We start from the raw sequence: 24,141 nt of genomic DNA on the forward strand, positions 1-24,141 counted from the left end.
TCAACCGGCCTCAACCGATCTCAGTGCCCGGCGGTGCTCTTCTCCTTCCCCTGGCCGCCCTTGCCCTTGGGCTCGGCCTTCTGCTCGTCCTTGCGCTCGCCGTCGCCGTAGTCGTGGCAGTCGCCGTAGTCGTCGCCGTACTCGCAGGGCTTCTTCACCAGGACGGTGATGTGGGCCTCGGCCGGCGGGCTGGTGATCTCGTGGCCCTCCGGGTCCGTGCCGGTCGCCCGGGCCACGTTGGTGATCACGCACTCCTTGCCGTGGCCACCGCCCTTGCCGCCCTTGCCGCCCTTGCCGCCCTTGGTCTCCTTGGTGCCCTTGGCTTCCTTGGCACCCTTGGCGTCCTTGCCCCGGTCGGCGCACCTGTCGAGGGATTCCTCGGTGACGGTGTACGTCCCGGTGCAGGTGGTGGAGGCGCCCGGCGCGAGCGTCGTCGACTCGCAGGTGACCTCGGAGATCAGGTCGTCACTCACCCGTACGTCCTCAAGGGGCGCGGTGCCGGAGTTGGTGACGGTGTAGCCGTACTCGACCTCCGAACCGACGTGGAACGGTCCGCGCGAGACGACCCGCTTGGTGACGGTGAGACCGCCCTGGCCGATCGGAACGGTGACGCTGGCCTCGCCGGGCTCGCTCGTGGCGTCCTCGCCGCGCGGGTCGGTACCGGTCGCCCGGGCCACGTTGGTGATGACACAGCTGGTGGTCGCGCCGGCCGCCTTGCACGCGTCGATGTCGGCCTGGGTGATCGTGTACGTGCCGTGGCAATAGGTGGAGGCGCCGGGGTCCAGATCGGTCTCGTCGCAGACGGCGTGCTGGATCCGGTCGTCGCTCACCCGCACGTTGTGCAGCGGTGCGGTGCCGGTGTTGGTGACGGTGTAGAGGTAGTCGACCGTCGATCCGACCTGGAACGGCCCTTCCGAGACGACCTGCTTGTTCAGGGAGATGCCCGGCTCCCCGATGAGGATCTCCACACTGGCCTGGTCGGGCTCGCTGACGACCGAGTCGCCCGACGGGTCCGTGCCGTTGGCCCGCGCCACGTTGGTGAGCACGCACGGCCGGGTGGTACCGCACGCGTCGGCGTCGGCCTGGGTGATGGCGTGCGTACCGGTGCACTCCGTGGAGGCCCCGGGCGCCAGCGTGGTCGCCGCACAGGTGATCGAGGCGACCTTGTCGTCGCTCACCTGCACGTTGGTCAGCTGGACGTTGCCGGTGTTGGTGACGGTGTAGCCGTACGTGACCGTCGACCCGACCTGATACGGGCCGGTCGAGGTCACCCGCTTGTTCACGGTGATGTGCGGCTCGGCGAGGGAGATGCCGACGCTGGCCTCGTCGGGCTCGCTGACGATCTCCTCACCCTGCGGGCTGGTGCCGCCGGCCTGGGCCACGTTGGTGATGACGCAGTCCGTGGTGCCGGCCTGTCGGCACTGGTCGATGTCGGCCTGGGTGATCGTGTACGACCCGGTGCAGGTGGTGGAGGCACCCGGCGCGAGCGTCGTCGCCGCGCAGCTGACGGAGGCGGCGTGATCGTCCAGCACCCGCACGCTGGTGAGGTTCGTGGTGCCGGTGTTGGTGACGGTGTACGAGTAGTCGACCCGCGACCCCACCTGGTACGGGCCGGTCGACGTCACCGACTTCGCGATGGTGATGTGAGGTGCCCCGATCGGCAGGGTCACCTCGGTCTCGGGAGAGGTGATCGTGTTCCCGTCCGAGGAACCCGTCGCCGTGACGGTGTTGGTGACGGAGCCTGCCGCGCCGTCCCCGCTGGTGATCACGTAGGTGCCGGTACAGGTGGTCGTGTCACCCGGCTCCTCGGCGGGGGCCAGTGTGGTCGACTCGCAGGTGATGCCGGTGACCTTGTCGTCGTGGACCATCACGTTGGTCAGTTCCGTGCCACCGACGTTGCGGACGGTGTAGCGGTAGGTGACCGTCTGCCCGACCGAGTAGGGCCCGGGGGTGTCCACGTTCTTCTCGATCTCGATGCCGGGAGGCCGCCGGAGCGGCACCCGTTCCGAGGAGGGTGGCGACTCGACCGGTTCACCGTCCGACGTACCCGACGCGATGGCGGTGTTGAGGATGGCGCCGGCGGCCACGTCGGCGGCGGTCACGGTGTACGTGCCGGAACAGGTGATGGTCTGTCCGACCGCGAGATCCGTCGTGGGACAGACCACCGGGCCGATCTTCGGGTCGGTGACGACCAGGTCGTTGATCGGAGTCGTCCCCGAGTTGGTCACGACGAAGTCGTACGGCACCTGCGAGCCCACGCCCAGGTCGCCGGGCAGCGGCAGCCTGGCCTGCTTGACGAGGTTCAGCTCGGGGAGTTCCTCGGCGGTGGTGACGACCACGTTGCGGATGAGGTGCACGTCGGTGTTCGCGCCGGTCGAGGACGCGAAGCCGAACTTGTACGTCAGAGGGAGGGGCGTCGGCGCGGGGGTGGACAGCACCTGCTGCGGGCCGTTGCCGTCGTTGAAGTCGACGGACACGGTGAGCTGGGGGTTGGCCCCGGCGGTGATGTGCACGTTCACCCGGCGCCGGTCGGCCTCCAGGATCGCCGCCGCCTCGGCGGGGGTGGAGCCCGCCGGGATCACGGTCGTCGGCCCCTGGAGCTGTCCCGGCAGGGTCGACGGCCACGGCGGGGTGGTGGTGAAGTTGTTCGTCGTGGCGGTCATGAAGCAGTAGCCGATGCCACCGTTGCCCGGACCGCGCAGGGTGATCATGTTGGGGGCCGGCGGCGGCCATGCCTCGAAGGTGGGCGAGCGCCGCTCGCAGCCGTTGCCGCGCGCCTCGCCGTCGCCGAAGTAGTTGCCGTAGACGTCGAGACCCACGCCGAGGTAGCCGTGGTCGACGCCCGGCTGCATGGGAAGCGACGGGTTGTTGCCCTCGCGGAGCTGGGCATAGCCGAGGCTGCCGCCGAAGGCCCCGGGGTGGGTCAGCGAGGCGGCGCCGTCGACCAGGAAGAAGGAGATCCCGTCGGCGGGGCGGGCCGGGGTCGTGCTGCCGTACTGGTACTGGTCGAAGGAGACGTCCAGACCGTGCCCGGCGGGGATGGCGTGGTTGTAGAGGACGGCCGCGCTCTGGAAGTGGCTGGCGTCGGTCAGCCGGAGGAAGCCGTCGGGCGCGGCGTTGAGCGGCGGCACCGGACCGACTTCGGCCGCCGGGCAGCCGCCCAGCGGGTGACCGGAGGACGGCGGCGCGGGGGCGGTCGGCGCTCCGGTGAGACACGCCGGCCCCACGCCGGTGAACTCCGGAGCCGTGACCCCGGTGAACGTCTCGTTGAGCAGCGGCGAGCCGACGGCCCGGGGCTTGGGCTGGGGCTTGGGCGCGGCACTCGCCCCCGGCTTCGGCTGGGGCTTCGGCTCGGCGCCGGCGGTGCCGGTCAGCGCGAGGGGCGTTCCCGCGCCGACCACGAGGGCCAGGGCCAACGCGGCGAAGCGGGAGGCGCGCCCGGGCGGTGTGGGCCGGCCGGGCGCGGAAGGGGGTCGTCTTTTCCTCATACATCGCATCAGACAGTCGCGACATAAATGTGACTACCTGACAAATAGCCACGTACCCCCAAAGACTGCCGCATTGGAGCCGAGTGCCGTAACGCTCATGGCCCGGGCGGGGCGGCGAGGAGTTTCTGAGGGGTCGTGACCCGGTCTCGACGCCGGGGGCCGGGGGTCGGAGAACCGTACCCCCGGCTGCCGGAGGGGACCCGAAACCCCCCCACCCGACCGCCGAAGAAAAAGGCTTCTAGAGGACGGTGGCTCCGGCCGCCGGGGAGGTCGCCACTCGTGCCGTACGGCAGGTACCCGAGGCGATCAGCGCGTCGGCGACCACGGCGGCGGCGTCCGCGTCCTTCACCAGGAACGCGGTGGTCGGCCCCGAACCGGACACCAGCGACGCCAGCGCGCCCGCCTCGGTGCCGGCCGCGAGCGTCGCGGCGAGCGAGGGGCGCAGCGACAGGGCGGCGGGCTGGAGGTCGTTGGCGAGAGCGCCCGCGAGCGCGGCGGTGTCGCCGGTGCGCAGCGCGTCGAGCAGGACCGCCGAGGCGGCCGGCTCCGGCACGTCGACGCCCTCGGCGAGGCGGTCGAACTCGCCGTATACCGCCGGGGTGGACAGACCACCGTCGGCGACCGCGAACACCCAGTGGAAGTCGCCGCCGACGGCAAGCTCCGTCAGCCGCTCGCCCCGCCCGACGCCGAGCGCCGCGCCGCCGACCAGACTGAACGGCACGTCACTGCCCAGCTCGGCGCAGATTTCAAGCAGCTCGGCGCGCGGCGTGGACAGACCCCACAGGGCGTCACACGCGAGCAGCGCGCCCGCGCCATCGGCGCTGCCGCCGGCCATGCCGCCGGCGACCGGGATGTCCTTCGCGATGTGCAGCCGCACGTCCGGGGAGATCCCGTGGCGGGCGGCGAGCAGCTCGGCGGCCCGCGCGGCCAGGTTCGTACGGTCCAGCGGCACCTTGTCGGCGTCGGGGCCGGCGCAGGTGACCGTCAGCGTGTCGGCGGGCGTCGCCGTCACCTCGTCGTACAGGGAGACGGCGAGAAAGACATTGGCGAGGTCGTGGAACCCGTCGGGGCGCGCGGCGCCGACCGCGAGCTGGACGTTGACCTTGGCCGGGACCCGTACGGTGACGCCGCCGCTCATGCCGTGGCTTCCTTCTCCCGCATCTCCTGCGCGGGCTTGTTCTCGGCGATCCGGGCGAACTCCTCGACCGTCAGCGCCTCGCCCCGCGCCTGCGGCGAGATCCCGGCCGCGACCAGGGCCTCCTCGGCGGCGGCGGGCGACCCCGCCCAGGTCGCGAGCGCGGCCCGCAGCGTCTTGCGGCGCTGCGCGAACGCGGCGTCGACGACGGCGAAGACCTCGCGCTTCGAGGCGGTGGTGGCGACCGGCTCGGCGCGTCGCACCAGGGAGACCAGACCCGAGTCGACGTTGGGCGCGGGCCAGAAGACGTTACGGCCGATGGAACCGGCCCGCTTGACCTCCGCGTACCAGTTGGCCTTCACCGACGGCACGCCGTACACCTTGTTGCCGGGCTTCGCGGCCAGCCGGTCGGCGACCTCGGCCTGCACCATGACGAGGGTGCGCTCGATGGTCGGGAAACGGTCCAGCATGTGCAGCAGGACCGGCACGGCGACGTTGTACGGCAGGTTGGCCACGAGCGCGGTCGGCGCGGGCCCGGGCAGCTCCCGGACCAGCATCGCGTCGGAGTGGACCAGCGCGAAACGGTCCTCGCGCTCCGGCATGCGCGCCGCGATCGTGGCGGGCAGGGCGGCGGCGAGGATGTCGTCGATCTCGACGGCCGTCACCCGGTCCGCGGCCTCCAGCAGCGCGAGGGTGAGGGAGCCGAGCCCGGGGCCCACCTCCACCACCACGTCGTCGGGCCGCACCTCGGCCGTGCGGACGATCCGCCGCACGGTGTTGGCGTCGATGACGAAATTCTGGCCCTTCTGCTTCGTGGGCCGGACGCCGAGGGCGGCGGCCAGCTCACGGATGTCGGCGGGGCCGAGGAGGGCGTCGGGGCTGTCGGGGCCGGTGGTGGTGCTCACCGGTACAGCGTAGGGCCTGTCGGCACGGACCCGCGGCGCGGAGCCCACGAGGACGCTCCCGTACCCCCCGAGATCGCCCTTCTTTCCCTCCCCCGTCTTTCTCTCCCCACCCCACCCCTCCCCCACAGCCGAAGGCGGACCCACCACGCGCACCCCCACCCACCTCCCACCCCACCCAAGCGGGAGGGGTGCGGGGCGGTGCGCCACGACGCGGACGGGAGCGGGGGCCGGGGAGGGGGTCGTGTTCGGAACGTAAAGCGTGATTTGTGGCGCGGAAACAGCAGCGCTTCACGCACTACAAAGGCGACCGCGCCGTAAATCATGCAGTGCAGAACGCGACCCCCGGACCGGCCCCCGCGCCCCCACCACGAACCCCAGCGCAGCGCCCCGCACCCCGACCGCGCCCCCACGCCCCGCCACCCCCACGCGCACAGCGCAGCGCCCTACCCGAACAACCGCGACCCGCAATGCGGCCACGGCGCCGCCCCCCTGCTCACGTACAACCGCTTCGCCCGGTACGTCTGCTCCGCCGCCGGCGCGTTCTGCGCCACCCCCGTCCCCCCGAGCGCCCGCCACGTCCCCGCGTCGAACTGGTACAGCCCCCCGTACGTCCCGGACGGATCCACCGCGTCGGCCCGCCCTCCCGACTCGCACGCGGCGAGCGCGCCCCAGTTCAGCCCGTCCGCTCCGGCGACGGAGCCGGGCAGCGGGCGGGTGCCGACGCGGATCCGTTCGGAGACGGGTTCGCGGACGGTCTCCTCACCGGTGGGGCGGGGTTTCTCCCGGACGCCGTTGACGGTGCGCACGGCGTACGTGACCCGTCGTACGCCCGGCACGCCTTGGCGTTCGACGACTTCGGTCCCGGCGAAGAGCGCGGGGTCGCGGGTCCGTTCGACGGCGAACGGCACGGGTTCCTCGCGGATCTCCTCGCGGCCGGTGATCCGCAGAACGCTGACGGTCTGGCCGTCGCGGGGGAAGGAGCCGGGCGGTACGGAGGTGGTGTCGTGGCCGGTGAGGACGATCCCGGCTTCGTCGACGGCTTCGCGGACGGTGGCCGCGTTGGTGCGGATGGTCCGCTCGCGGCCGTCCGCGAGGAAGGTGACGGTGCGCTCGGTGCGGACGTCGAGCGCGAGGCCCCGGCGGGAGATGGGCGCGGAGCGGGACACCGACAGGTAGGCGCCTTCGGCGCGGACGCCGAGCTGGCGCAGGGCGCCGTCGACGGTGGGGGCGGTGGTCCACACCTGGCGGCGCTGTCCGTCGAGGGTGAGGGTGACGGGGCGGCCGTAGCGGACGGCGACCTCGTCGCCGTCGAAGAGGGCGGCGCCGGGCGCGGGGGCGACGATGTCGTGCGCGCCGGCGTGAAGGCCCTGTTCGGCGAGGAGTTCGCCGATGTCGCCGGCGAAGGTGTGCAGGGTGCGCGGGACGCCGTCGACGGAGAGTTGGACGGTCTTGTCGTGGGCGACGAACGCGCTGGTGCCGCCGGCGAGGCAGGCGACGACGAGGGCCTGCGGGACGGCGCGGCGCAGTCCGTCGGCGGCGGGCGGGGGCGCCTTGCGGCGGCGGCCGGTGCCCGCGCCGGATCGAGTGCTCACGAGGCCGGGACCCTAGCCCCGGCGCCGGTCGCGCTCGATGACGGCGCGGCTACTCCACGCGATCGTTATGCGGTGGTGATGTGAGCCGGCGTCACCGGGGTCCGGTGAGTGCCCGGCGGCAGCGCCACCGGCGCCCGTCAGTAGTCGAACGCGCGCGCCGTGTTCACCGCGAGTGCCTCCGCCAGCTCTTCCTCCGCGATCCCGCGCACCGCCGCCATCGCGCGGACGGTCACCGGGATCAGGTACGGGGCGTTCGGGCGGCCCCGGTAGGGCGCGGGGGTCAGGAAGGGGGCGTCAGTCTCGACGAGGACGCGGTCCAGCGGGACGACGGCGAGCGCGTCGCGCAGCGGCTGGGCGTTCTTGAAGGTGACGTTGCCGGCGAACGACATGTAGTAGCCCTTCGCCGCGCAGATCTCCGCCATCTCGGCGTCGCCGGAGTAGCAGTGGAAGACTGTCCGCTCGGGAGCGCCCTCCTCGTCGAGGACGCGCAGCACGTCGGCGTGGGCCTCGCGGTCGTGGATGACCAGCGCCTTGCCCTGCCGCTTCGCGATCTCGATGTGGGCGCGGAAGGAACGCTCCTGCGCGGCCATGCCCTCGGGGCCCGTACGGAAGTAGTCGAGCCCGGTCTCGCCGACGGCCCGCACGTACGGGAGAGCGGCCAGCCGCTCGATCTCCGTGAGCGCGTCGTCCAGGGCGGCGTCGCCGCCCGCCTCGCGGGCGCCCTGGCGCGACCAGCCGTCCGGGTCCCCCAGGACGATCCGGGGGGCCTCGTTGGGGTGCAGGGCGACGGCGGCGTACACGTTCTCGTGCACGGCGGCGGTCTCGGCGGCCCACTGCGAGCCCTTGATGTCGCAGCCGACCTGGACGACGGTCGTGACGCCGACGGCGGCGGCCTTGGTCAGGGCCTCCTCGACGGTGCCGGACTGCATGTCGAGGTGGGTGTGCGAGTCCGCGACGGGGACGAGAAGGGGCTCGGGCAGGGGAGGCGGGGCGTCCTTGGCGGTCATGGGGTGATCGTAAGTGAGGACGTACCCCCGCCCCCTGTCCCCCGGTCACCTGTCCCCCGGTCACCCGCTTCCGGTCGTCCCGCACGCACCGCCCCACACCCCTCCCGCTCGAACGAGGAGAGAGGGGCGAGGGAGGTGGCGGGCCGGAACGAGGGGTTACCGGCGGGACCGGAAGGGGTGGAGCAGGTCGGACAGGTGCCAGTGGTGCGGCACCGGCGGGCGGTCGGCGCTCGCCGTGGTGTCCGTGTCGTCCGCGGTCAGTTCCTGGCCGATGGGGCCGGCCGGACCCACCGGGCGGGCGGCGTGGGCGCCGCGGTGGTGGCGCTCACGCGGGGCCATCAGGTCGAGGACCGAGGACACCTGCCCCGAGCGCATGATGCGCACGACGTGGCTTCCGCAGTTCATGCAGGTCGGCTTCGAAAGCGGGGAAGGGACCCGCTCTCCGTCGGCCTTGTAGACGACATACGCGTGTCCGCGGGCGTCGACGTGGTGCTCGATGACGTACGCCTGCTCCCATCCGTAACCACATCGCATGCAGGCGAAGGCGTAGGCCTCGTGGGCGACGGGCGTTCCGGTGCCGGTGATCTCACTCATTCCAGCTCCTCTCCACTGATCCAGTGGACGCCTTTTCGAGTCGGAACGCATCAGCGCCGGAACAACCATGGACGCGCTTTGGCGTTTCCTTGCCAAAAGGCCCCTCGCCCGGCCTATCCGCCGGGGCACCGCTTTGCTTTTCAGGTTATCCCTTTACCGTCCTCGGGGCCCGTGGCGGACGGTCAGCCGCGGTCCCCTCCCGGGGCGGGACGTGCTACGCGACGCCGTTCTTCCCCGCGCCGCTCTTCGCGTCGGCGTTCTTCGCGGCGACGACGGCGTCGAAGACCTCGCGCTTGGGCAGGCCCGCCTCGGCGGCCACCGCCGCGATGGCCTCCTTGCGGCGCTCGCCCGCCTCCTCGCGCACCCGCACCCGGCGCACCAGCTCGTCGGCGTCCAGCTCGGCCGGAGCGGCTTCCGGGGCGCCCTCGACGACGACGGTGATCTCGCCCCGCACGCCGTCCTTCGCCCAGACCGCCAGCTCGCCCAGCGGGCCGCGCTTGACCTCCTCGTACGTCTTGGTCAGCTCACGGCAGACGGCCGCCCGCCGGTCGGTACCGAAGACCTCGGCCATCGCGTCGAGGGTGTCGTCGAGGCGGTGCGGGGCCTCGAAGTAGACGAGGGTGCGGCGCTCGGCGGCGACCTCACGGAGCCGGGACAGCCGCTCGCCCGCCTTGCGGGGCAGGAAGCCCTCGAAGCAGAAGCGGTCCACGGGCAGACCGGACAGCGCGAGCGCCGTGAGCACGGCGGACGGGCCGGGGACGGCGGTGACCTTGATGTCCTGCTCGACGGCGGCCGCGACCAGGCGGTAGCCGGGGTCGGACACGGACGGCATCCCGGCGTCCGTGACGAGGAGCACCCGGGCCCCGCCGGCCAGCGCCTCGACGAGTTCGGGCGTACGGGCGGACTCGTTGCCCTCGAAGTACGACACGACACGGCCCTCGGTGTGCACGCCGAGGGCCCGGGTCAGGCCGCGCAGCCTGCGGGTGTCCTCGGCGGCCACGATGTCCGCGCGCGCCAGCTCGGTGGCGAGACGGGGCGGGGCGTCCGCGATGTCGCCGATGGGGGTCCCTGCGAGTACGAGCGTTCCAGTCACACGGGCCATCCTCCCAGCCCGGGCCCCGTTCCTCCCAGTCCGGCCGCTCCCCGGGCCGATCCGGCCGCTGCCCGGGCGCTTCCCGGGGGGCTTCCCGGCCGCTCCGAGCGGTCCAGTCCGGGCTCCTCCCGGGCCGGCCCGGGAGCCGCCGCAAAGCCGGCCCGGGCACCGCCGCCGGGCCGCGCCGGACGGCCCCGCGCGGGATCCGGCTCGTCCGGACAGGCGACCTGGCCGAGGCGCGTTCCCTACGATGGCGCGATGACCAGTACCGCGCCCGAGGCCCCGGAGGGTCCGCATCCCATGGCACCGACCGTGGCCGAGCCCTCTTCGTGGGCACACCGGCTGCGGCGCTTCGGCTACCGGCCGCCCACGACCGGCCCGCTCGCCCTCGGCCTGCGAGAACGCCTCGTCCCGCCGTACACCCGGCCCTCGCCCCGCCTGTGGGAGACGATCGGGGTCTCCCCGGCCGGCGCCGAGCGGATCGTGCGGCTGTCCGCCTGGGGCGGGCCGCTGCTCGTGGCGCTGGTCGCCGGCGTGCTGCGGTTCTGGAACCTGGGCAAACCGCACGCGGTGATATTCGACGAGACGTACTACGCCAAGGACTCCTGGGCCCTGATCAACCAGGGCTACGAGGGCGCCTGGCCGAAGGACATCGACAAGACGATCCTCACCGACCCCGGCTCGGTGCTCGTGCCGACCGACCCCGGGTACGTGGTCCACCCGCCCGTCGGGAAGTGGGTGATCGGCCTCGGCGAGAAGCTGTTCGGCTTCGAGCCCTTCGGCTGGCGCTTCATGGTGGCGCTGCTCGGCACCCTGTCCGTGCTGATGCTGTGCCGGATCGGCCGGCGGCTGTTCCGCTCCACCTTCCTCGGCTGCCTGGCGGGCCTGCTGCTCGCGGTGGACGGCCTGCACTTCGTGATGAGCCGCACCGCACTGCTCGACCTGGTGCTGATGTTCTTCGTGCTCGCCGCCTTCGGCGCGCTGGTGATCGACCGGGACCGGGCCCGCGCCCGGCTCGCCGGGGCGCTGCCGGCCGGCGAGGACGGGCGCCTGCGGCCCGACGACACGGTGGCCCGGACGCTGAACCTCGGCTGGCGGCCCTGGCGGCTCGCCGCCGGTGTGCTGCTCGGCCTGGCCGCCGGCACCAAGTGGAACGGCCTGTACGTCATGGTCGCGTTCGGCCTGATGACGGTGGTGTGGGACGTGGGCGCGCGCCGTACGGCCGGGGCGGTCCGCCCGTACGCGACGGTCGCCCGGCGCGATCTCGTCCCCGCGTTCGTGTCGGTGGTGCCGGTCGCGATCGCCACCTATGTGGCGTCCTGGACCGGCTGGCTGGCCACCGACAACGGCTACTTCCGGCACTGGGCCAAGCAGCAGGACCTGACCACCGGCGGTGGTGGCACGTGGGGCCGGCTGCCGGAGTGGCTGCGCAGCCTGTGGCACTACGAGACCGAGGTCTACGCGTTCCACGTGGGCCTGCACGAGCCGCACACGTACCAGTCCAACCCGTGGAGCTGGATCGTCCTCGGCCGCCCCGTCTCCTACTTCTACGAGTCCCCCGCCCCCGGCGTCAACGGCTGCCCCGCCGACGCGGGCGAGAAGTGCGCGCAGGAGGTACTGGCCCTCGGTACACCGCTCTTGTGGTGGGCCGCCTGCTTCGCGATCCTGTACGTGCTGTGGCGCTGGGTCTTCCGCCGCGACTGGCGTGCGGGCGCCATCGCCTGCGGCATCGCGGCCGGCTGGCTGCCCTGGTTCCTTTATCAGGAACGCACCATTTTCCTTTTCTACGCGGTGCTGTTCGTGCCGTTCCTGTGTCTCGCGGTCGCGATGATGATCGGTGCGATCGTGGGTCCGCCGGGTTCCTCGGAAAGGCGCCGGACTTTCGGCGTGGTGGGCGCGGGGGTACTCGTTCTGCTCATCGTCTGGAATTTCATCTATTTCTGGCCGCTGTACACCGGGACGCCGATTCCGCTGGACGCGTGGCGGCACCGGATGTGGCTCGACACCTGGGTCTGACGGGACGACAGACGAAAACGGAGAACCGGGAGAGGGCGTGGCCGTTCGGCCGCGCCCTCTTTCGCGTCGGTGGCCGCACCCCGGCCGTCTCGTACCGGGGCCGGGAGCGGGGCCGTTCCGGGCCTTGGAACCGGGGCCCGGCACGATCGCGTTCCCGTAACGATCACCACTCCCGCCCCGCCGTGTCGGAGCGTGCTCGTAGGGTGACGGCGGGGCGGGATCCGGCCGGTTCGGCCGGGTAACGGCCCCGAAGGCCCCGCGCGAGGCCGTGAAGGCCGCGCCCGGGGCCGTGTCCAAGGCCATACCTGGGGAGGGAGCGCGTCATGCGCAGTGGGGCCAAGGTCTCGATCGTCGGCGGGGTGTTCCTCGTCGTGGCGAGCGGGGTGGGGTACGGGGGCTACAACCTCTGGAACGCGATGGCGGGCGGGGGATCCGACACGGTCTCCACCGCGTCCGGGTCCGAAGCCGGGGACGGTGCGGGGCCGAAGAGGACGGGGCCGGTCACCCGCGAGGAGGTCGCGGAGGTCTCGAAGGACTTCCTCGCGGCCTGGGCCGGCGGGGAAGCCGACCGGGCGGCCCAGCTGACGAACAATCCGGGCGCGGCCGGTCCCGCGCTGAGCGGCTTCCAGGAGAACGCCAAGGTCTCCGCCGCGAAGATCACCCCCGGCCCGGCGGACGGGGCGACGGTGCCGTTCACGGTGAAGGCGACCGTCACCTACGGGGGCGTCAGCAAGGATCTGACGTACGGCTCCGAGCTCACCGTGGTGCGCGGGATCACGACGGGGCGGGCGCTGGTCGACTGGTACCCGACCGTGCTGCACCCGAAGCTGACGACGGCTTCGGCGACCCTGCGCACGGGCGAGTCGAAGACCGGCGCGATCCAGGCCGTCGACTACCAGGGGCGGGTGCTGACGGCGGAGAAGTACCCGTCGCTCGGGCCCGTCCTCGCACAACTGCGCGAGCGGTTCGGCTCCACGACGGGCGGGACGCCGGGCGTCGAGCTCGTCGTCGACTCCGGCGACCCGAACGTGCCGGACACCACGCTGCTCACGCTCTCCAAGGGCAAGGAGGGCAGGCTCCAGACGACCATCGACGCCGATGCGCAGGCGGCGGCCGAGCGTGAGGTACGGCGCTACTCCGAGGCGTCGGTGGTGGCGATCAAGCCGTCGACCGGTGCGGTACGGGCCGTCGCCAACAACCCGGCGACGGAGTTCAACGCGGCGTTCATGGGCCGCAAGATGCCCGGCTCCACGCTGAAGATCGTGACGGCGGCGCTGCTCCTGGAGAAGGGCCTGGTGAGCTCGGACCAGGCGGCGGAGTGTCCGAGCGAGGCGATGTACTTCGGCCGGACCATCCATAACCTCAACCGTTTCTCGCTGAGCGACGCGCCCTTCAAGGAGAGCTTCGCGCGCTCCTGTAACACCGCCTTCATCAAGAAGATCGACGACGTGAAGGCGATCGACGGCGACGACTTCGCGCTGGGGCGGGAGGCCAAGGAGGTCTTCGGCATCGGCCTGGAGTGGAAGACCGGCATCGGCTCCTTCGACGGCTCGGTCCCCGAGGCGACGGGCGGCGGCGCCGCCGAGCAGTACATCGGCCAGGGCACCGTCCAGATGAACCCGCTGAACATCGCCTCCATCACCGCCACCGCGAAGGCCGGCGTCTTCAAGCAGCCGTATCTGGTGCCGAGTTCGGTCGACGGGCGCCCCTTCGCCACCGCCCAGCGGCCGCTGTCGCCGTCGGCGGGCCGGCAGCTGCGGGACATGATGCGGCTCACGGCGACGGCCGGTTACGGCACGGGCACCCGGACGATGGCCTCGGTGAGCGGCGACAAGGGCGCCAAGACCGGTTCGGCCGAGGCCGACGGGCAGGCGACGTCGGACTCCTGGTTCACGGCGTTCGCGGACGACCTCGCGGCGGCGGCCTTCGTCCAGAGCGGCGGGCACGGCGGCGACGCGGCGGGGCCGCTGGTGGCCCAGGTCCTCAACGCGCGTTAGGAACACGGGAACAGCGGAGATCCCCGGCGCCGGTGCCGGTCCCGATTGCTGGTCCCGGTCCCGGTGCCGGTGCCGGTGCCGGTCCCGATTGCCGGTCCCGGTCCCGGTTCTGATCCCGGCCCTGATCCCGGCCCCGCCCCTCGTCGTCCCACGGGGCGGGACCGGGGTCGAAAACCGTCGCATGCCCTGTGCACGTACCGCTAGCGTGCGGCCATGACGACACCCGACTCCCCCGACACCACTTCCGCTCCCGCTTCCTCCGCCGCCTCCGCCGGTTCCCCGTCCGCCGGATCCGCCGAGGCCCACCCCCGGTTCGCCGCCGCGCTCGCGAAACTGGGCCTCGACGTCGAGGTACGGCGCTTCCCCGACGCGACCCGGACCGCCCAGCAGGCCGCCGACGCCATCGGCTGCCACGCCTCCGAGATCGTGAAGTCGCTGATCTTCGCAGCCGACGGGGAGCCGGTGCTCGTCCTCATGGACGGCGCGTCCCGGGTCGACGTGGAGCGGGTCCGGGCGGAGCTGGGCGCGGCGGCCGTGACCCGGGCGGACGCGACCGTGGTCCGGGACACGACGGGGTACGCGATCGGCGGCGTCCCGCCCTTCGGCCACCGCACCCGCACCCGGGTCCTCGCCGACCGGGGACTGCTCGACCACGCGGTGGTCTGGGCGGCGGCGGGCACCCCGCACACCGTGTTCGCGCTGGACCCGAAGTCGCTGATCGCCCACGCGGGCGGCACCCTGGTGGACGTCCGCGAGCGCACGGCGTGACACCGCTGGTCGTGGCGGCGGTACTGGCCGCCGCCGTGACGCACGCGAGCTGGAACGCGATCGCCGCGCGCATCCGCGAGCAGCTGTTCTCGTTCACCCTGATCACCGGCGGCGGCGCGCTGATCGGCGCGGTCGCCGCCTGCTTCGTCCCCTTCCCGGCGGCGGGCGCCTGGCCGTACCTCCTCGGCTCCGCCGCCCTGCACCTCGGCTACTACGCCCTGCTGATGCGGTGCTTCACGCTCGGCGACTTCGGCCAGGTGTACCCGGTCGCGCGCGGCACCGCGCCGCTGGTGGTGACGCTGATCGCCGCGCTGTTCGTCGGTGAGATCCCAGGCCCGGGGCAGCTCGCGGGCGTCGCGGTCGCCTGCGCGGGCCTGACCGGGCTCGCCCTGTGGGGCATCCGGGGCAAGAGCGACCCGGGCACGGGGCCCGATGGGGCACGGGCCCGGGCCGACTGGCCGGCGCTGATCGCGGCGGGCGCGACGGGCCTCGCGATCGCCGCGTACACCGTCGTCGACGGCCTCGGGGTGCGCGCGGCGGGCAGCCCGCTCGGCTACATCGCCTGGCTGATGCTCGTCCAGGGCCTGGCCGTCCCCGCCTACGCCATGGCGCGCCACCGCTCCGGGCTGTGGCCCGCCCTGCGCCCCGACGCCGTACGCGGTCTGCTCGCCGCCCTGCTGTCCGTGGCCGCGTACGCGCTCGTCCTGTGGGCTCAGACCCGCGCCCCGCTCGCGCCCGTGGCCGCGCTGCGCGAGTCGTCCATCATCGTCGGCGCGGCCATCGGCGCGGTCCTCTTCAAGGAACGCTTCGGCGGCCCGCGGATCGCCGCCGCCGGGCTCATGGTGGTGGGCATCGGGCTGATGTTGTACGCGAGTTGAGCCGGGCGAATCCGGAGCGGGCCGGGGCGGGGACGGGGGTGCGTACCGGCCCCGGGTCGGGAACGGCCCGGGGCCAGGGGGAACGGCCCCGGTTCAGGCACCGCCCCCGTCGCGGAAGGCCGATCGGACCGGGACCCGGTGGTGGCCCGCCCGGCGGCGCAGCCAGAGCAGCAGTTCCGCGCCGGGCGTACGGTCCCGGTGCCGGTAGGTGGTGCCCCGGTCGGGCTGCGGTACGGCGGTCAGGGGCGTGCCCTGCTCGTACGCCAGGGCCAGTTCGACCAGCCGGAGCGCGGCCAGTTGGCCGGCGCGCGCGGAGAGGCGTTCGTCGGTGTCGCCCGGCCGGGTCTCGGGCCGTACCCGGGCGAGCACCGGGCCCGTGTCGAGGGCCGGGTCCACGATGTGGAGGGTGGCGCCGACGCGTTCCCAGTCGCCCGCCTTGTAGGCGAAGTAGTAGCCGTGGTTGCCCCGGTACTCGGGCAGCCAGCCGCCGTGCAGATTGACGATGATCCCGGGGGTCGAGGCGAGCAGCCGGCGGCCGAGGATCATCGTGCCGCAGACCACGGTGAGTTCGGGCGCCAGCTCCGCGACCAGCGCGCGGGCCTCCGGGTCGTTGACGGACTCGACGGTGTGGCTGGGGCTCTCGACGGCCGGCAGCCCCTCCGCGAGCCGGTCGAAGAACCGGGCCCGGCGGCTCGAACGCCCGGTGAGACGGCTGCGCCACTCCTGATAGCGGCGAGCCGCGAGATCGCGGTAACGGCGTTTGCGCAGTTGCCGCCGCCGCTGCGCGTCGCCGGGCTCCACAAGGGTCGCCACCAGGTCGAGACGGGCGGCGAGCAGGCTGCGCAGATACCGGTGGAGCGGGTCGTCCGAGCAGAGCAGCACCACCCGGAGCCGGGTGCCGGCGCCGCCCGGGGCGGGGACGGCCCGGCGGTATTCCAGGGTGGCGGGGCCGGGCTCACGGTCCGGGTCGGGGTCGAACTCAGGGGTGCGGTCGGGGTCGAACTCAGGGGTACGGCCGGGGGTGCCGCCGGGGGTGCGGTCGGGGTCGAACCGGGGTGCCGCGCCCGGTCGTTCGTTGGTGGACGTCACTGACTGGCCTGCCTCTCGCGCGGGTCCGGGGCCGGCGGGCCGAGCACCCGGTGGCCTCGGTCCGGGTGGTAGAACGTGTGCATCGGGTGGTACCGGCCGCGCAGCGCGCTCAGCACCGCCTCGGCGATCACCGGCGCCTGGGCGAACCCGCCGGTGTTGTGTCCGCCCGTCAGGACAAGCACCCCGTCCTCGGCGGGGGCGAGGTCGAACAGGCCCAGGTTCGACGCGGTCCACGGCCGTACGCAGTGTTTACGGGACGCCATCAGGCCCGCCTCGCCGCCCGCCGCCTCGTACGCCGCCGGGAACAGCCGGCGCGCGGTGTCGGCGAGAGCGGCCTGCACCAAATCCAGATGCCGTTCGTCGATGTTGTCCGGGTCGCCGCCCGTCCAGCCGTAGCCGGAGCCGACGATGAGCACCCGGTCGCCGGTCTCGTCGCGGCCGAGGGTGACATTGGCGTCCTCGGTGAGATGGCCGCGCCGGCCCACCTTCAGGGAGTGGCCGAGCCCCGGGGCGAGGTCGGGCAGCGAGGCCCAGCAGCCGAGCACCCCCTGGACCTGCCCGAGCGCGCCCGCGTCCCGGGTCAGCGTCCCGCCCGTGACCCCCGGGGACACCACGTAGTGGGTGGCGCGGTGCACCCCGTAGGGGGTGAGCACCCCGCTGACCTCGCCATGCCGGGTGCGCAGGATCCGGTCGGCGCGGCGGCCGAAGTGCAGCCGCGCGCCGCCCGCTTCGAGCGAGGTCAGCAGGGCCGACATGAAGTCGTGCACGGTCACGGTGAAACCGCGGACCATGATGCCGCCCGCGTACGCGTCCGGCACCGCCCCGGCGAGCGCGGGGAACCGTTCGCGGATCTCGTCGGGGCCGTAGCGGGCGAGGGTCGCCCCCACCTCGTCCTGCCGCCGTGCGGACTCCTCCAGATGGGCGGGGTCCTCGTACAGCCGCAGGATGCCGTGGCTCAGCCGTACGTCCGCGAACAGGTCCGGCCGGGTCTCCATCCACCGCTGCCACAGACGTTCGCTGCGGCGGTTGAGGGCGAAGATGTCCTCGTTGTAGGTGCGGGCGAGCCACGGGGGCACGCTCTTGAAGTCGCGTACCCACGCCGTTTCGGCGTCGGCGCGGGCGGCGGCTCCGGGGGAATGCGCGGCGGGGGCGGCGGCGGACGGGGTGGGCGCGGTGGCGGACGGGGTGGGCTCGACGTGGGCCGGGCCGGGCCGGCTCGCTCCGGGACGGGCCGCTTCCGGGCGGAGGGTGTCGATACGGACCGGGTCGGGACGGGTTCCGCCGGGCCGCGCGGCGGGGTCCGGCGGCTCGTCCGGATGACGGCGGACGTCCCAGCCGCAGTCGTCGGGAGTCCGGTCGAAGACGGACGGACTGACCGTGTCGGACGGGGACTTCGCGTGGTAGTCGTCCATCTCGGTGAGCGTGAACATCCGCGCGTTGCCGCCGCCCCGGGAGGTCCCGTACAGCCGCCAGGGCGCGCCCGCGCGCGGATCGGGGCCGGCGTCGACGACCGCCACCTCGTAACCGGCGCTCTGGAGCCGCTGCGCGGTGACCAGGTTGACGATGCCCGCGCCGACCAGCAGAACCGATTCCGGACCGGCGGGCACGGGAGTGCGGGCACGGGTGCGGGTGTGGGGGTGGGCGCGGGGGTCGAGCTGGGCGCGGCTGTGGGTCGGAGAGGGGCCGGGGTGGTGGGGCGGGGGCCCCGGTGGTCCGGCGCTCCTGACCTGTCGCTGGAGAAAGCGCTCGGCCGCGCCCAACGCTCTGACCAGCGTCTCTTCGGTGATCCCGGGGAGTGGCGGGCCCGCTGTCGCGTCGGGGCCGCACTCAGGGGACCGGCCGGGGATGGCCTCGGGGGCCGACTCGGGGAATCCCTCGGGGGCTGACTCAGGGAGGGTCTCAGGGATCGTCTCAGGGGCGCTCTCGGAGATCGCCTCGGAGGTTCTCTCGGAGATCCGCGCGCCGGTCGCGTCGAGGATCGGGGCGCCCGTCGCGTCGGGCAGCGGCGCTCCGGCCGGGGCGCCGGTCCCGGCGGGGACCGGCGGGGCGGCGACGGTGATCGCGGGGACGCCGGGCGCCGCCATCTCCCGTCCGGTCAGATCCCGCGCCGGGCCGCACCGGACGACCACGACGGGGTCGTCCGGCATCGCCCGCCGCCATTCCCGCAGCGGCAGAGGGCCGAGCGCGCGGTCGGTGACGACGGCGTTCGGGCGTTCCGAGCGCAGTGCGTCCGCCAGGGTGACGTCGTCGGCCGCGCCCAGATCCGGCCGGTAGAGCACCGGCCCGCCCAGAACGCCCTCCGGCGACTCGGCGGCCGGGCAGATGATGAGAAAACGCATGGTGACCCGTCCCATCGAACGTAGTGCCGACAGTCCTCGTGGTCTTGCCCGTGCGGGACGGGACTGTAGTCACGCGTGAGGCGGGGGGACAAGACCGCTTCCGGTTGCCCCCACGCGCCCACGTGCGGGAACGCACTCGCGAATCCGCGTGCGGACCCGGGCGTACATCGGTGTGCGGACCCGTGTCCGCGTCCCGCGTCCCGCTTCCCGCTTCCCCGTGGACCGTCGGCGGCCGGCGCCGGTGCCCGGCGCCGGAGACCTCAGCGCCGGGGCGCGGGCCGGATCAGTCCGGCCTCGGTCCAGGCGTCGTGCCAGGCGGCCATCCGCGCCCCGGCCTCCAGTGGGGTGTCGGCGGCGACGGCGAGCATGCCCCAGCGGCCCGGGATCGAGCTGATGACCTCCGACCAGGGCGGCCGGTCCTCGCCATGGGCGCGCAGCGCCGCCAGGTCCAGGACCGGGTTGACCACCTGGGTGACGGCGCAGCCGGGCCCGCCCCGGTCGAGCGTCCGGTCGCGGAACAGGCGCAGGTACTCGGCGCCGTGGGAGGAGAGATTGGGGTCCTGGAGGACCACCTGGGTCTCGTCCCCGAAGCGGCCGCCGAGCCGTCCGACGGCGAAGTCGAATCCGGCCGTGACCAGGCTCAGTCCGTGTCCGTCGAACCCGTCGCGCAGTTCGGCGAGGGCGTCACGGACGGAGCGGTACGCGGCGGTGGACAGACCGAGCTGCCGCGCGTGCTCCTCCTCGAAGTACACGTTGCCCTGCCAGGAGGTGCCGTTCGTCAGCTGGAGGGTCAGCCCGGGGGCGAGATGACCGTCCCTGACGTGCCCGGACGGCGAGAGGAACACCCCGGGCGCGAGCGGCGATTCGAGGTAGTCGACATGGGCCTCCAGGACGAAGGTCTCCTGGGCCCGCCACACCCGTTCCGCCTGCCGGGAGAGCGTGTCGGGGTCGGTGAGGTCGAGACCGGCCACGATCCGCGCGCCGGCGCCGCCACCGGACGGTTTCAGACAGCCTCGTACGATCCCGTACCGCTCGGCGAGCAGCCGGCCGGCCGCGACCAGTTCGTCCCGGACGGTGGCGGTGTCCGGGGTCCGCCCGTCGACGGCGTACCCGGGCACGACCGGGCAGGTGACCCCGAGCCGGCGGCCGAGCGGCGCCACGGCCGCCTCGGCCCGCATGATCTCGTGCGGGCCGAGACCGGCCACGGACAGGGCGGCCGCGTCGGGGACCGACGGGTGCAGCGGGGCCTTGGTGTTCCAGTAGCTGCCCACCTCGTGGCTGTTCGCGTCGGTCAGCAGGGCCGGGACGCCGGCGGCGCGCTTGAGGTAGAGCAGGAAGATCTGGATCTCCAGGTCGACGGCGTACAGCCGGACCAGGGTCTCCGGCCGCTTCCGTACGGCCTCGATCAGCCGCGCGAGAGCCGGGGCCCGTTCGCCCTCGGTGACCGCGAGCCGCAGCAGCGCGTGCGACAGGTAGTAGTACTCGATCCCGGGGACCTCCACGACCCCGACCCCGTCCGCCCTGGCGGCGAGCCGGGCGGCCTCCCGCCACGGCCGGGTCCGGCCCACGACCAGATCGCCGGGCCCGGCGAGGCTGACCGCCCGGGTCTCGACGTAGGTGGCGACATCATCGGCGACCCGCCCGTTGGCGGTGTCGTCGAGATCTGCCTCCAGCGAGTTCAGCATCGGGGTCGCGGAGTGCAGTACGAGGGAACGGACCGGCGAGCCGTCCGACACGTACGGCCGCAGCTCGCGTCCGGTGGCGGCCGGCACCTCCTCGGGGCCGATGTCGAGCAGCGCGCGGCAGATGCCGTCGATCTCGTCCGCGTCCAGCCGGAGCGGGCCCTCGTAGAAGCCCTTCCAGGTCACCTCGCCGACTCCGGGCACCACGACGTCCCAGGTCCCGGGGAACTCCGGTTCGGCCGGTCCAGCAGGCTGGACCGGCTGGACCGGCTGGACCGGCTGGACCGGGCTCTCGGCCCCGCTTTGCTCCGGCACTTCGACCGCGCTCACGTACTACACCTGCCCGTCTTGGTCGCTGTCATGCCCAGGCGTACCTTCCCCATGCCCACGCCCCCGCACCATGACCCGCCCGGCCGCCCCCGCCCGGCCCACCCGATTCACCCGAACCGCTTGACGCACGCGACGCGGCGGACGGGGCGGGGACGCCGGGGCGGGTCCGTCTCTCCTTCCGTCGCGGGCACCCCGGTCCTGGCACTGTGGTGGACTCGGACATCGGACACCGGACCCAGACACCGAGCAAGGAGGCGACGCGGTGATCTCCGCACAGGACCGGGCCGACGCGCGAGTGCTGTGGGACTTCCAGCGCATGGGGCACACGCCCCGGCCCTGCTCGGTCGGCATCGGGCTCGGCAGCCACGACCTGGGGGTGGCGGAGGTGACCGCCGGGCTGTACCGGCGTGGTCTGCTGCCGCTCGTCGTCTTCACCGGCGCCACCAGCCGCACCACGGCGGAGCGGATGCCGCGCGGCGAGGCCGAGCACTACCGGGAGCGGGCGCTGGAGCTGGGCGTGCCCGCGGCGGCGGTGCTGGTGGAGCCCCGGGCGCGGAACACCGGCGAGAACATCCGCTTCTCCCGCGCGCTGCTCGCCGAGCGGGGCATCGAGGTGTCGTCGGTCCTGCTGGTGAGCAAGCCGTACGAGGAACGCCGGGCCTACGCCACGGCCCGCCGGCTCTGGCCCGAGGTCGAGGTGGTCAGCGCCTCGTCGCCCCTGACCTTCGACGCGTACACCGACTCGATCGGAGATCCCCGGCTCGTCCTCGACATGCTCGTCGGCGCGGTCCAGCGCCTCATGGTCTATCCCGCGCGCGGCTTCATGATCGAGCAGGAGATCCCCGGCCCGGTCGCCGCCGCGTACGAGCGGCTGCGGGCCGGGGGCTTCACCGGCCGGCTCGTGCCGGACACCTCGTGACGCCGGGCACCGGCCCCGGTGTCCGACATCACGAGGCGTCCGGCGCGCGACAGCCGGTCGGAGAGCCGGCCGATCAGTCCTCGGAGCCGAGAATCTCGGAGAAGCGGGTCGGAACGGCGAGCAGGCCGCCGTCGACGCGCAGCGTGATGCCGGTGATCCAGGACGCGTCGGCCGAGGCCAGGAACGCGACGGCCGCCGCGATGTCCTCCGGCGTACCGACCCGGCCCAGCGGGTAGACGCGCTCGCCGAGACGCGCGAGGTCCTTCTCGCGGCCGGCCCAGGCGGGGGTGGCGATGGTGCCCGGGTGGATCGTGTTGACGCGGACCCCGCGCGGCGCCGCGTCGCCCGCGAGCGTACGGGTGAGGGAGCCGAGGCCCGCCTTCGCGGCGCTGTAGGCGTGGCTGCCGAAGTCGGCCTCGGCGTTGACCGAACCGATCGTGACGATCGCCCCGCGCCCGCCCGCCGCCTCCAGCAGCGGCAGCGCGGCCCGCGCGCAGCGGAACGCCCCCATGAACGTCACCTCGAACTGCCGCCGGAAACCGTCCTCCGGCTCGTCCTCGAAGCGCTCGGTGTCGGCCGGATTGTGCGCGAAGGCGTTGTTGACGAGGACGTCCAGGCCGCCGAAGGACTCGGCGGCGTACGCGACCGCCGCGTCCACCGACGCCTGGTCGCCGACGTCGCAGCGCAGGGCGAGCGCGCCCGGGATGCCCTCGGCGGTGCGCCGGGCGCCGTCCTCGTCGATGTCGGTGACCAGGACCCGGGCGCCCTCGCTCGCGAGCCTGCGGGCGATGGCCGCCCCGATCCCTCGGGCGGCGCCGGTGACCAGCGCCGCGTGACCTTCGAACCGCTCGCGTATCAGTGACGGTGTCATGCGGCGATCACAGCACCGAACGCACCGCCCGCACCAGAGCCTGGGCGCGCGGATCGGCCGTGACCGTCTTGCGCATGCCGTTGGTGACATAGCCGAACGCGACCCCCGTCTCGGGGTCGGCGAAGCCGAGCGAACCGCCCCGGCCCGGGTGGCCGAAGGAACCGGCGCCGAGGAACGGCGCGGCGGCGCCGTGCAGCATGTAGCCGAGGCCGAAGCGGGTGCCGACGACCAGCACCCGGTCGGGGCCCGCCGACTCCTCCGTACGCGCCAGGGCCAGGGTCTCCGGGTCGAACAGGCGGGCGCCGCCGCCGTCGACCGGGCCGAGCGTGGCGGCGTAGAAACGGGCCAGCGCGCGGGCCGTGGCGACCCCGGCCGAGCCGGGCAGCTCGGCGGCCAGATACGCCGGATCGTTCTCGTCGGGACGGGTCTCGATGACGTCGAAGGCCCGGCGGGTCAGCGACTCGGGGTCGCCGTACGCGGCGGTGACCGCCGGCTTCGGCCGGATCTTGAGCGCCGGGCTGTCGGCCGGTTCGGTCTCCGGGGCCACACCGACCCGGCCGACCCGGTGGGTCTGCTCCGGGGGCAGCCCTATCCACAGCTCCAGGCCGAGCGGGTCGGCGATCTCCTCGGCGACCCAGCGGCCGATGGTGCGGCCGGTGACCTGGTGGACCAGGCCGGACAGCAGCCAGCTGAAGGTGTGGGCGTGGTAGCCGTGCGCCGTGCCCGGCTCCCAGATCGGGGCCTGCGCGGCGATCGCGCGCGTGGAGGCGCCGAGGTCGATCGCCTCGGCGAGGGTCAGCCGGCGGTCGAGGACCGGCACGCCCGCGCGGTGCGCGAGCATCTGCCGTACGGTCACCCGGTCCTTGCCCGCCGCCTTGAAGTCCGGCCAGTACGTGGCGACCGGGGCGTCCAGGTCGAGCAGACCGCGCTGGTGGAGCAGCAGGGGGACGGCGGCGGCGACGCCCTTGGTCGCGGAACGGACGACCTGCGCGGTGTCCGCCGTCCAGGGGGTGGGGCCGGTGGTGCCGCTGTTACCGCTGTCGTCTCCGTCACCGCTGACGCTGTCGCTGCCGCTGTCGGTGCTGTCCGTGCTGTCCGTGCTGTCGGCGTGCTTGGCGCCCGCCCACAGGTCGACGACCTTGGTGCCGTCGCGGTAGACGGAGACGGCCGCGCCCGCCTCGCCCCGTTGCTCGAAGTTGCGCCGGAACGCTTCCCTGACCGGCTCGAAGCCCGCCGCCACCGTGCCCTGGACGTCCATCCGGCCCACGCTTCCTCTCGTCCGTACGACCCTCCATGGTGCAACGGAGTGGGCCGTCCGCCGAATTCCGGTCCCTGGGGGCGGGAGGTCGGGAGAGCACGGACGTCGGGAGAGCACGGAGGCCGAGAGGTCTCGGAGGCCGGGAGGTCACGGCCCCCGGGTGGGCCTCGGGTCCGCGAC

At 73.6% G+C, this 24,141-nt stretch carries 17 protein-coding genes; 5 read left to right on the forward strand and 12 right to left on the reverse strand.

Annotated elements, in window-relative coordinates:
• Positions 1–20: 20 nt before the first annotated feature.
• The 7 genes from ACGFRB_RS18660 to rsmI all read right to left on the reverse strand — a co-directional run bounded on the left by ACGFRB_RS18660 (position 21) and on the right by rsmI (position 9,814).
• Positions 21–3,488, reverse strand: a complete 3,468-nt coding sequence (locus ACGFRB_RS18660; RefSeq protein WP_393244246.1) for a hypothetical protein — start codon at positions 3,486–3,488, stop codon at positions 21–23.
• Positions 3,489–3,726: 238 nt separating this feature from the next.
• The gene (locus ACGFRB_RS18665; protein WP_393244248.1) at positions 3,727–4,626 is read right to left on the reverse strand and encodes a 4-(cytidine 5'-diphospho)-2-C-methyl-D-erythritol kinase; all 900 of its coding nucleotides are present in this window, start codon (positions 4,624–4,626) and stop codon (positions 3,727–3,729) included.
• Complete coding sequence (gene rsmA / locus ACGFRB_RS18670) at positions 4,623–5,528, reverse strand: 16S rRNA (adenine(1518)-N(6)/adenine(1519)-N(6))-dimethyltransferase RsmA (RefSeq protein WP_393244250.1); 906 nt, start codon at positions 5,526–5,528, stop codon at positions 4,623–4,625. The genes ACGFRB_RS18665 and rsmA overlap by 4 nt, the downstream gene beginning before the upstream one ends.
• Before the next feature lie 443 nt (positions 5,529–5,971).
• Entirely contained in the window at positions 5,972–7,120 is a 1,149-nt protein-coding gene (locus ACGFRB_RS18675) for a ubiquitin-like domain-containing protein (protein ID WP_393244252.1), read from the reverse strand.
• Positions 7,121–7,257: 137 nt separating this feature from the next.
• Complete coding sequence (locus ACGFRB_RS18680; RefSeq protein WP_393244254.1) at positions 7,258–8,127, reverse strand: TatD family hydrolase; 870 nt, start codon at positions 8,125–8,127, stop codon at positions 7,258–7,260.
• 156 nt (positions 8,128–8,283) lie between these two features.
• Positions 8,284–8,721: a hypothetical protein gene (locus tag ACGFRB_RS18685; protein ID WP_363003038.1), complete on the reverse strand. Its 438-nt coding sequence runs from the start codon at positions 8,719–8,721 to the stop codon at positions 8,284–8,286.
• Between the two features lie 214 nt (positions 8,722–8,935).
• On the reverse strand, positions 8,936–9,814 hold the full coding sequence (gene rsmI, locus ACGFRB_RS18690; RefSeq protein WP_393244256.1) for a 16S rRNA (cytidine(1402)-2'-O)-methyltransferase: 879 nt from the start codon (positions 9,812–9,814) through the stop codon (positions 8,936–8,938).
• A 258-nt stretch (positions 9,815–10,072) separates the two neighbouring features.
• On the opposite strand from rsmI, the gene ACGFRB_RS18695 reads away from it, so the two are divergent.
• The 4 genes from ACGFRB_RS18695 (at position 10,073) to ACGFRB_RS18710 (ending at position 15,473) form a co-directional block, all read left to right on the forward strand.
• Entirely contained in the window at positions 10,073–11,830 is a 1,758-nt protein-coding gene (locus ACGFRB_RS18695) for a dolichyl-phosphate-mannose--protein mannosyltransferase (RefSeq protein WP_393244258.1), read from the forward strand.
• A 323-nt stretch (positions 11,831–12,153) separates the two neighbouring features.
• Entirely contained in the window at positions 12,154–13,827 is a 1,674-nt protein-coding gene (locus tag ACGFRB_RS18700; protein ID WP_393244260.1) for a penicillin-binding transpeptidase domain-containing protein, read from the forward strand.
• Positions 13,828–14,040: 213 nt separating this feature from the next.
• On the forward strand, positions 14,041–14,595 hold the full coding sequence (locus tag ACGFRB_RS18705; protein ID WP_393244262.1) for a YbaK/EbsC family protein: 555 nt from the start codon (positions 14,041–14,043) through the stop codon (positions 14,593–14,595).
• A complete protein-coding gene (locus ACGFRB_RS18710) occupies positions 14,592–15,473 on the forward strand; it encodes an EamA family transporter (protein WP_393244264.1) in 882 nt (293 codons plus the stop codon). The genes ACGFRB_RS18705 and ACGFRB_RS18710 overlap by 4 nt, the downstream gene beginning before the upstream one ends.
• A 93-nt stretch (positions 15,474–15,566) precedes the next feature.
• Here the strand turns inward: ACGFRB_RS18710 and ACGFRB_RS18715 are convergent, their stop codons facing one another.
• The 3 genes from ACGFRB_RS18715 to ACGFRB_RS18725 all read right to left on the reverse strand — a co-directional run bounded on the left by ACGFRB_RS18715 (position 15,567) and on the right by ACGFRB_RS18725 (position 20,913).
• Positions 15,567–16,562: a formyltransferase family protein gene (locus ACGFRB_RS18715; protein WP_393244266.1), complete on the reverse strand. Its 996-nt coding sequence runs from the start codon at positions 16,560–16,562 to the stop codon at positions 15,567–15,569.
• Positions 16,559–18,901, reverse strand: coding sequence for an FAD-dependent oxidoreductase (locus ACGFRB_RS18720; protein WP_393244268.1), 2,343 nt, complete (start codon positions 18,899–18,901; stop codon positions 16,559–16,561). Before ACGFRB_RS18720 ends, ACGFRB_RS18715 begins: the two co-directional genes overlap by 4 nt.
• A gap of 260 nt (positions 18,902–19,161) precedes the next feature.
• Entirely contained in the window at positions 19,162–20,913 is a 1,752-nt protein-coding gene (locus ACGFRB_RS18725) for a hypothetical protein (RefSeq protein WP_393244270.1), read from the reverse strand.
• 262 nt (positions 20,914–21,175) lie between these two features.
• Here ACGFRB_RS18725 and ACGFRB_RS18730 point away from each other — a divergent pair, with 262 nt between their 5' ends.
• Positions 21,176–21,832, forward strand: a complete 657-nt coding sequence (locus tag ACGFRB_RS18730; RefSeq protein ID WP_393244272.1) for a YdcF family protein — start codon at positions 21,176–21,178, stop codon at positions 21,830–21,832.
• A 73-nt stretch (positions 21,833–21,905) separates the two neighbouring features.
• Here ACGFRB_RS18730 and ACGFRB_RS18735 read toward each other — a convergent pair whose 3' ends face one another.
• A complete protein-coding gene (locus ACGFRB_RS18735) occupies positions 21,906–22,703 on the reverse strand; it encodes an SDR family oxidoreductase (RefSeq protein WP_363003016.1) in 798 nt (265 codons plus the stop codon).
• A 7-nt stretch (positions 22,704–22,710) separates the two neighbouring features.
• Positions 22,711–23,961 (reverse strand): serine hydrolase domain-containing protein, encoded by a 1,251-nt coding sequence (locus ACGFRB_RS18740; protein ID WP_393244274.1) that lies wholly within the window; start codon positions 23,959–23,961, stop codon positions 22,711–22,713.
• Between the last annotated feature and the right edge of the window lie 180 nt (positions 23,962–24,141).

This window comes from Streptomyces sp. NPDC048718 (assembly GCF_043198875.1).
Lineage (GTDB): Bacteria > Actinomycetota > Actinomycetes > Streptomycetales > Streptomycetaceae > Streptomyces.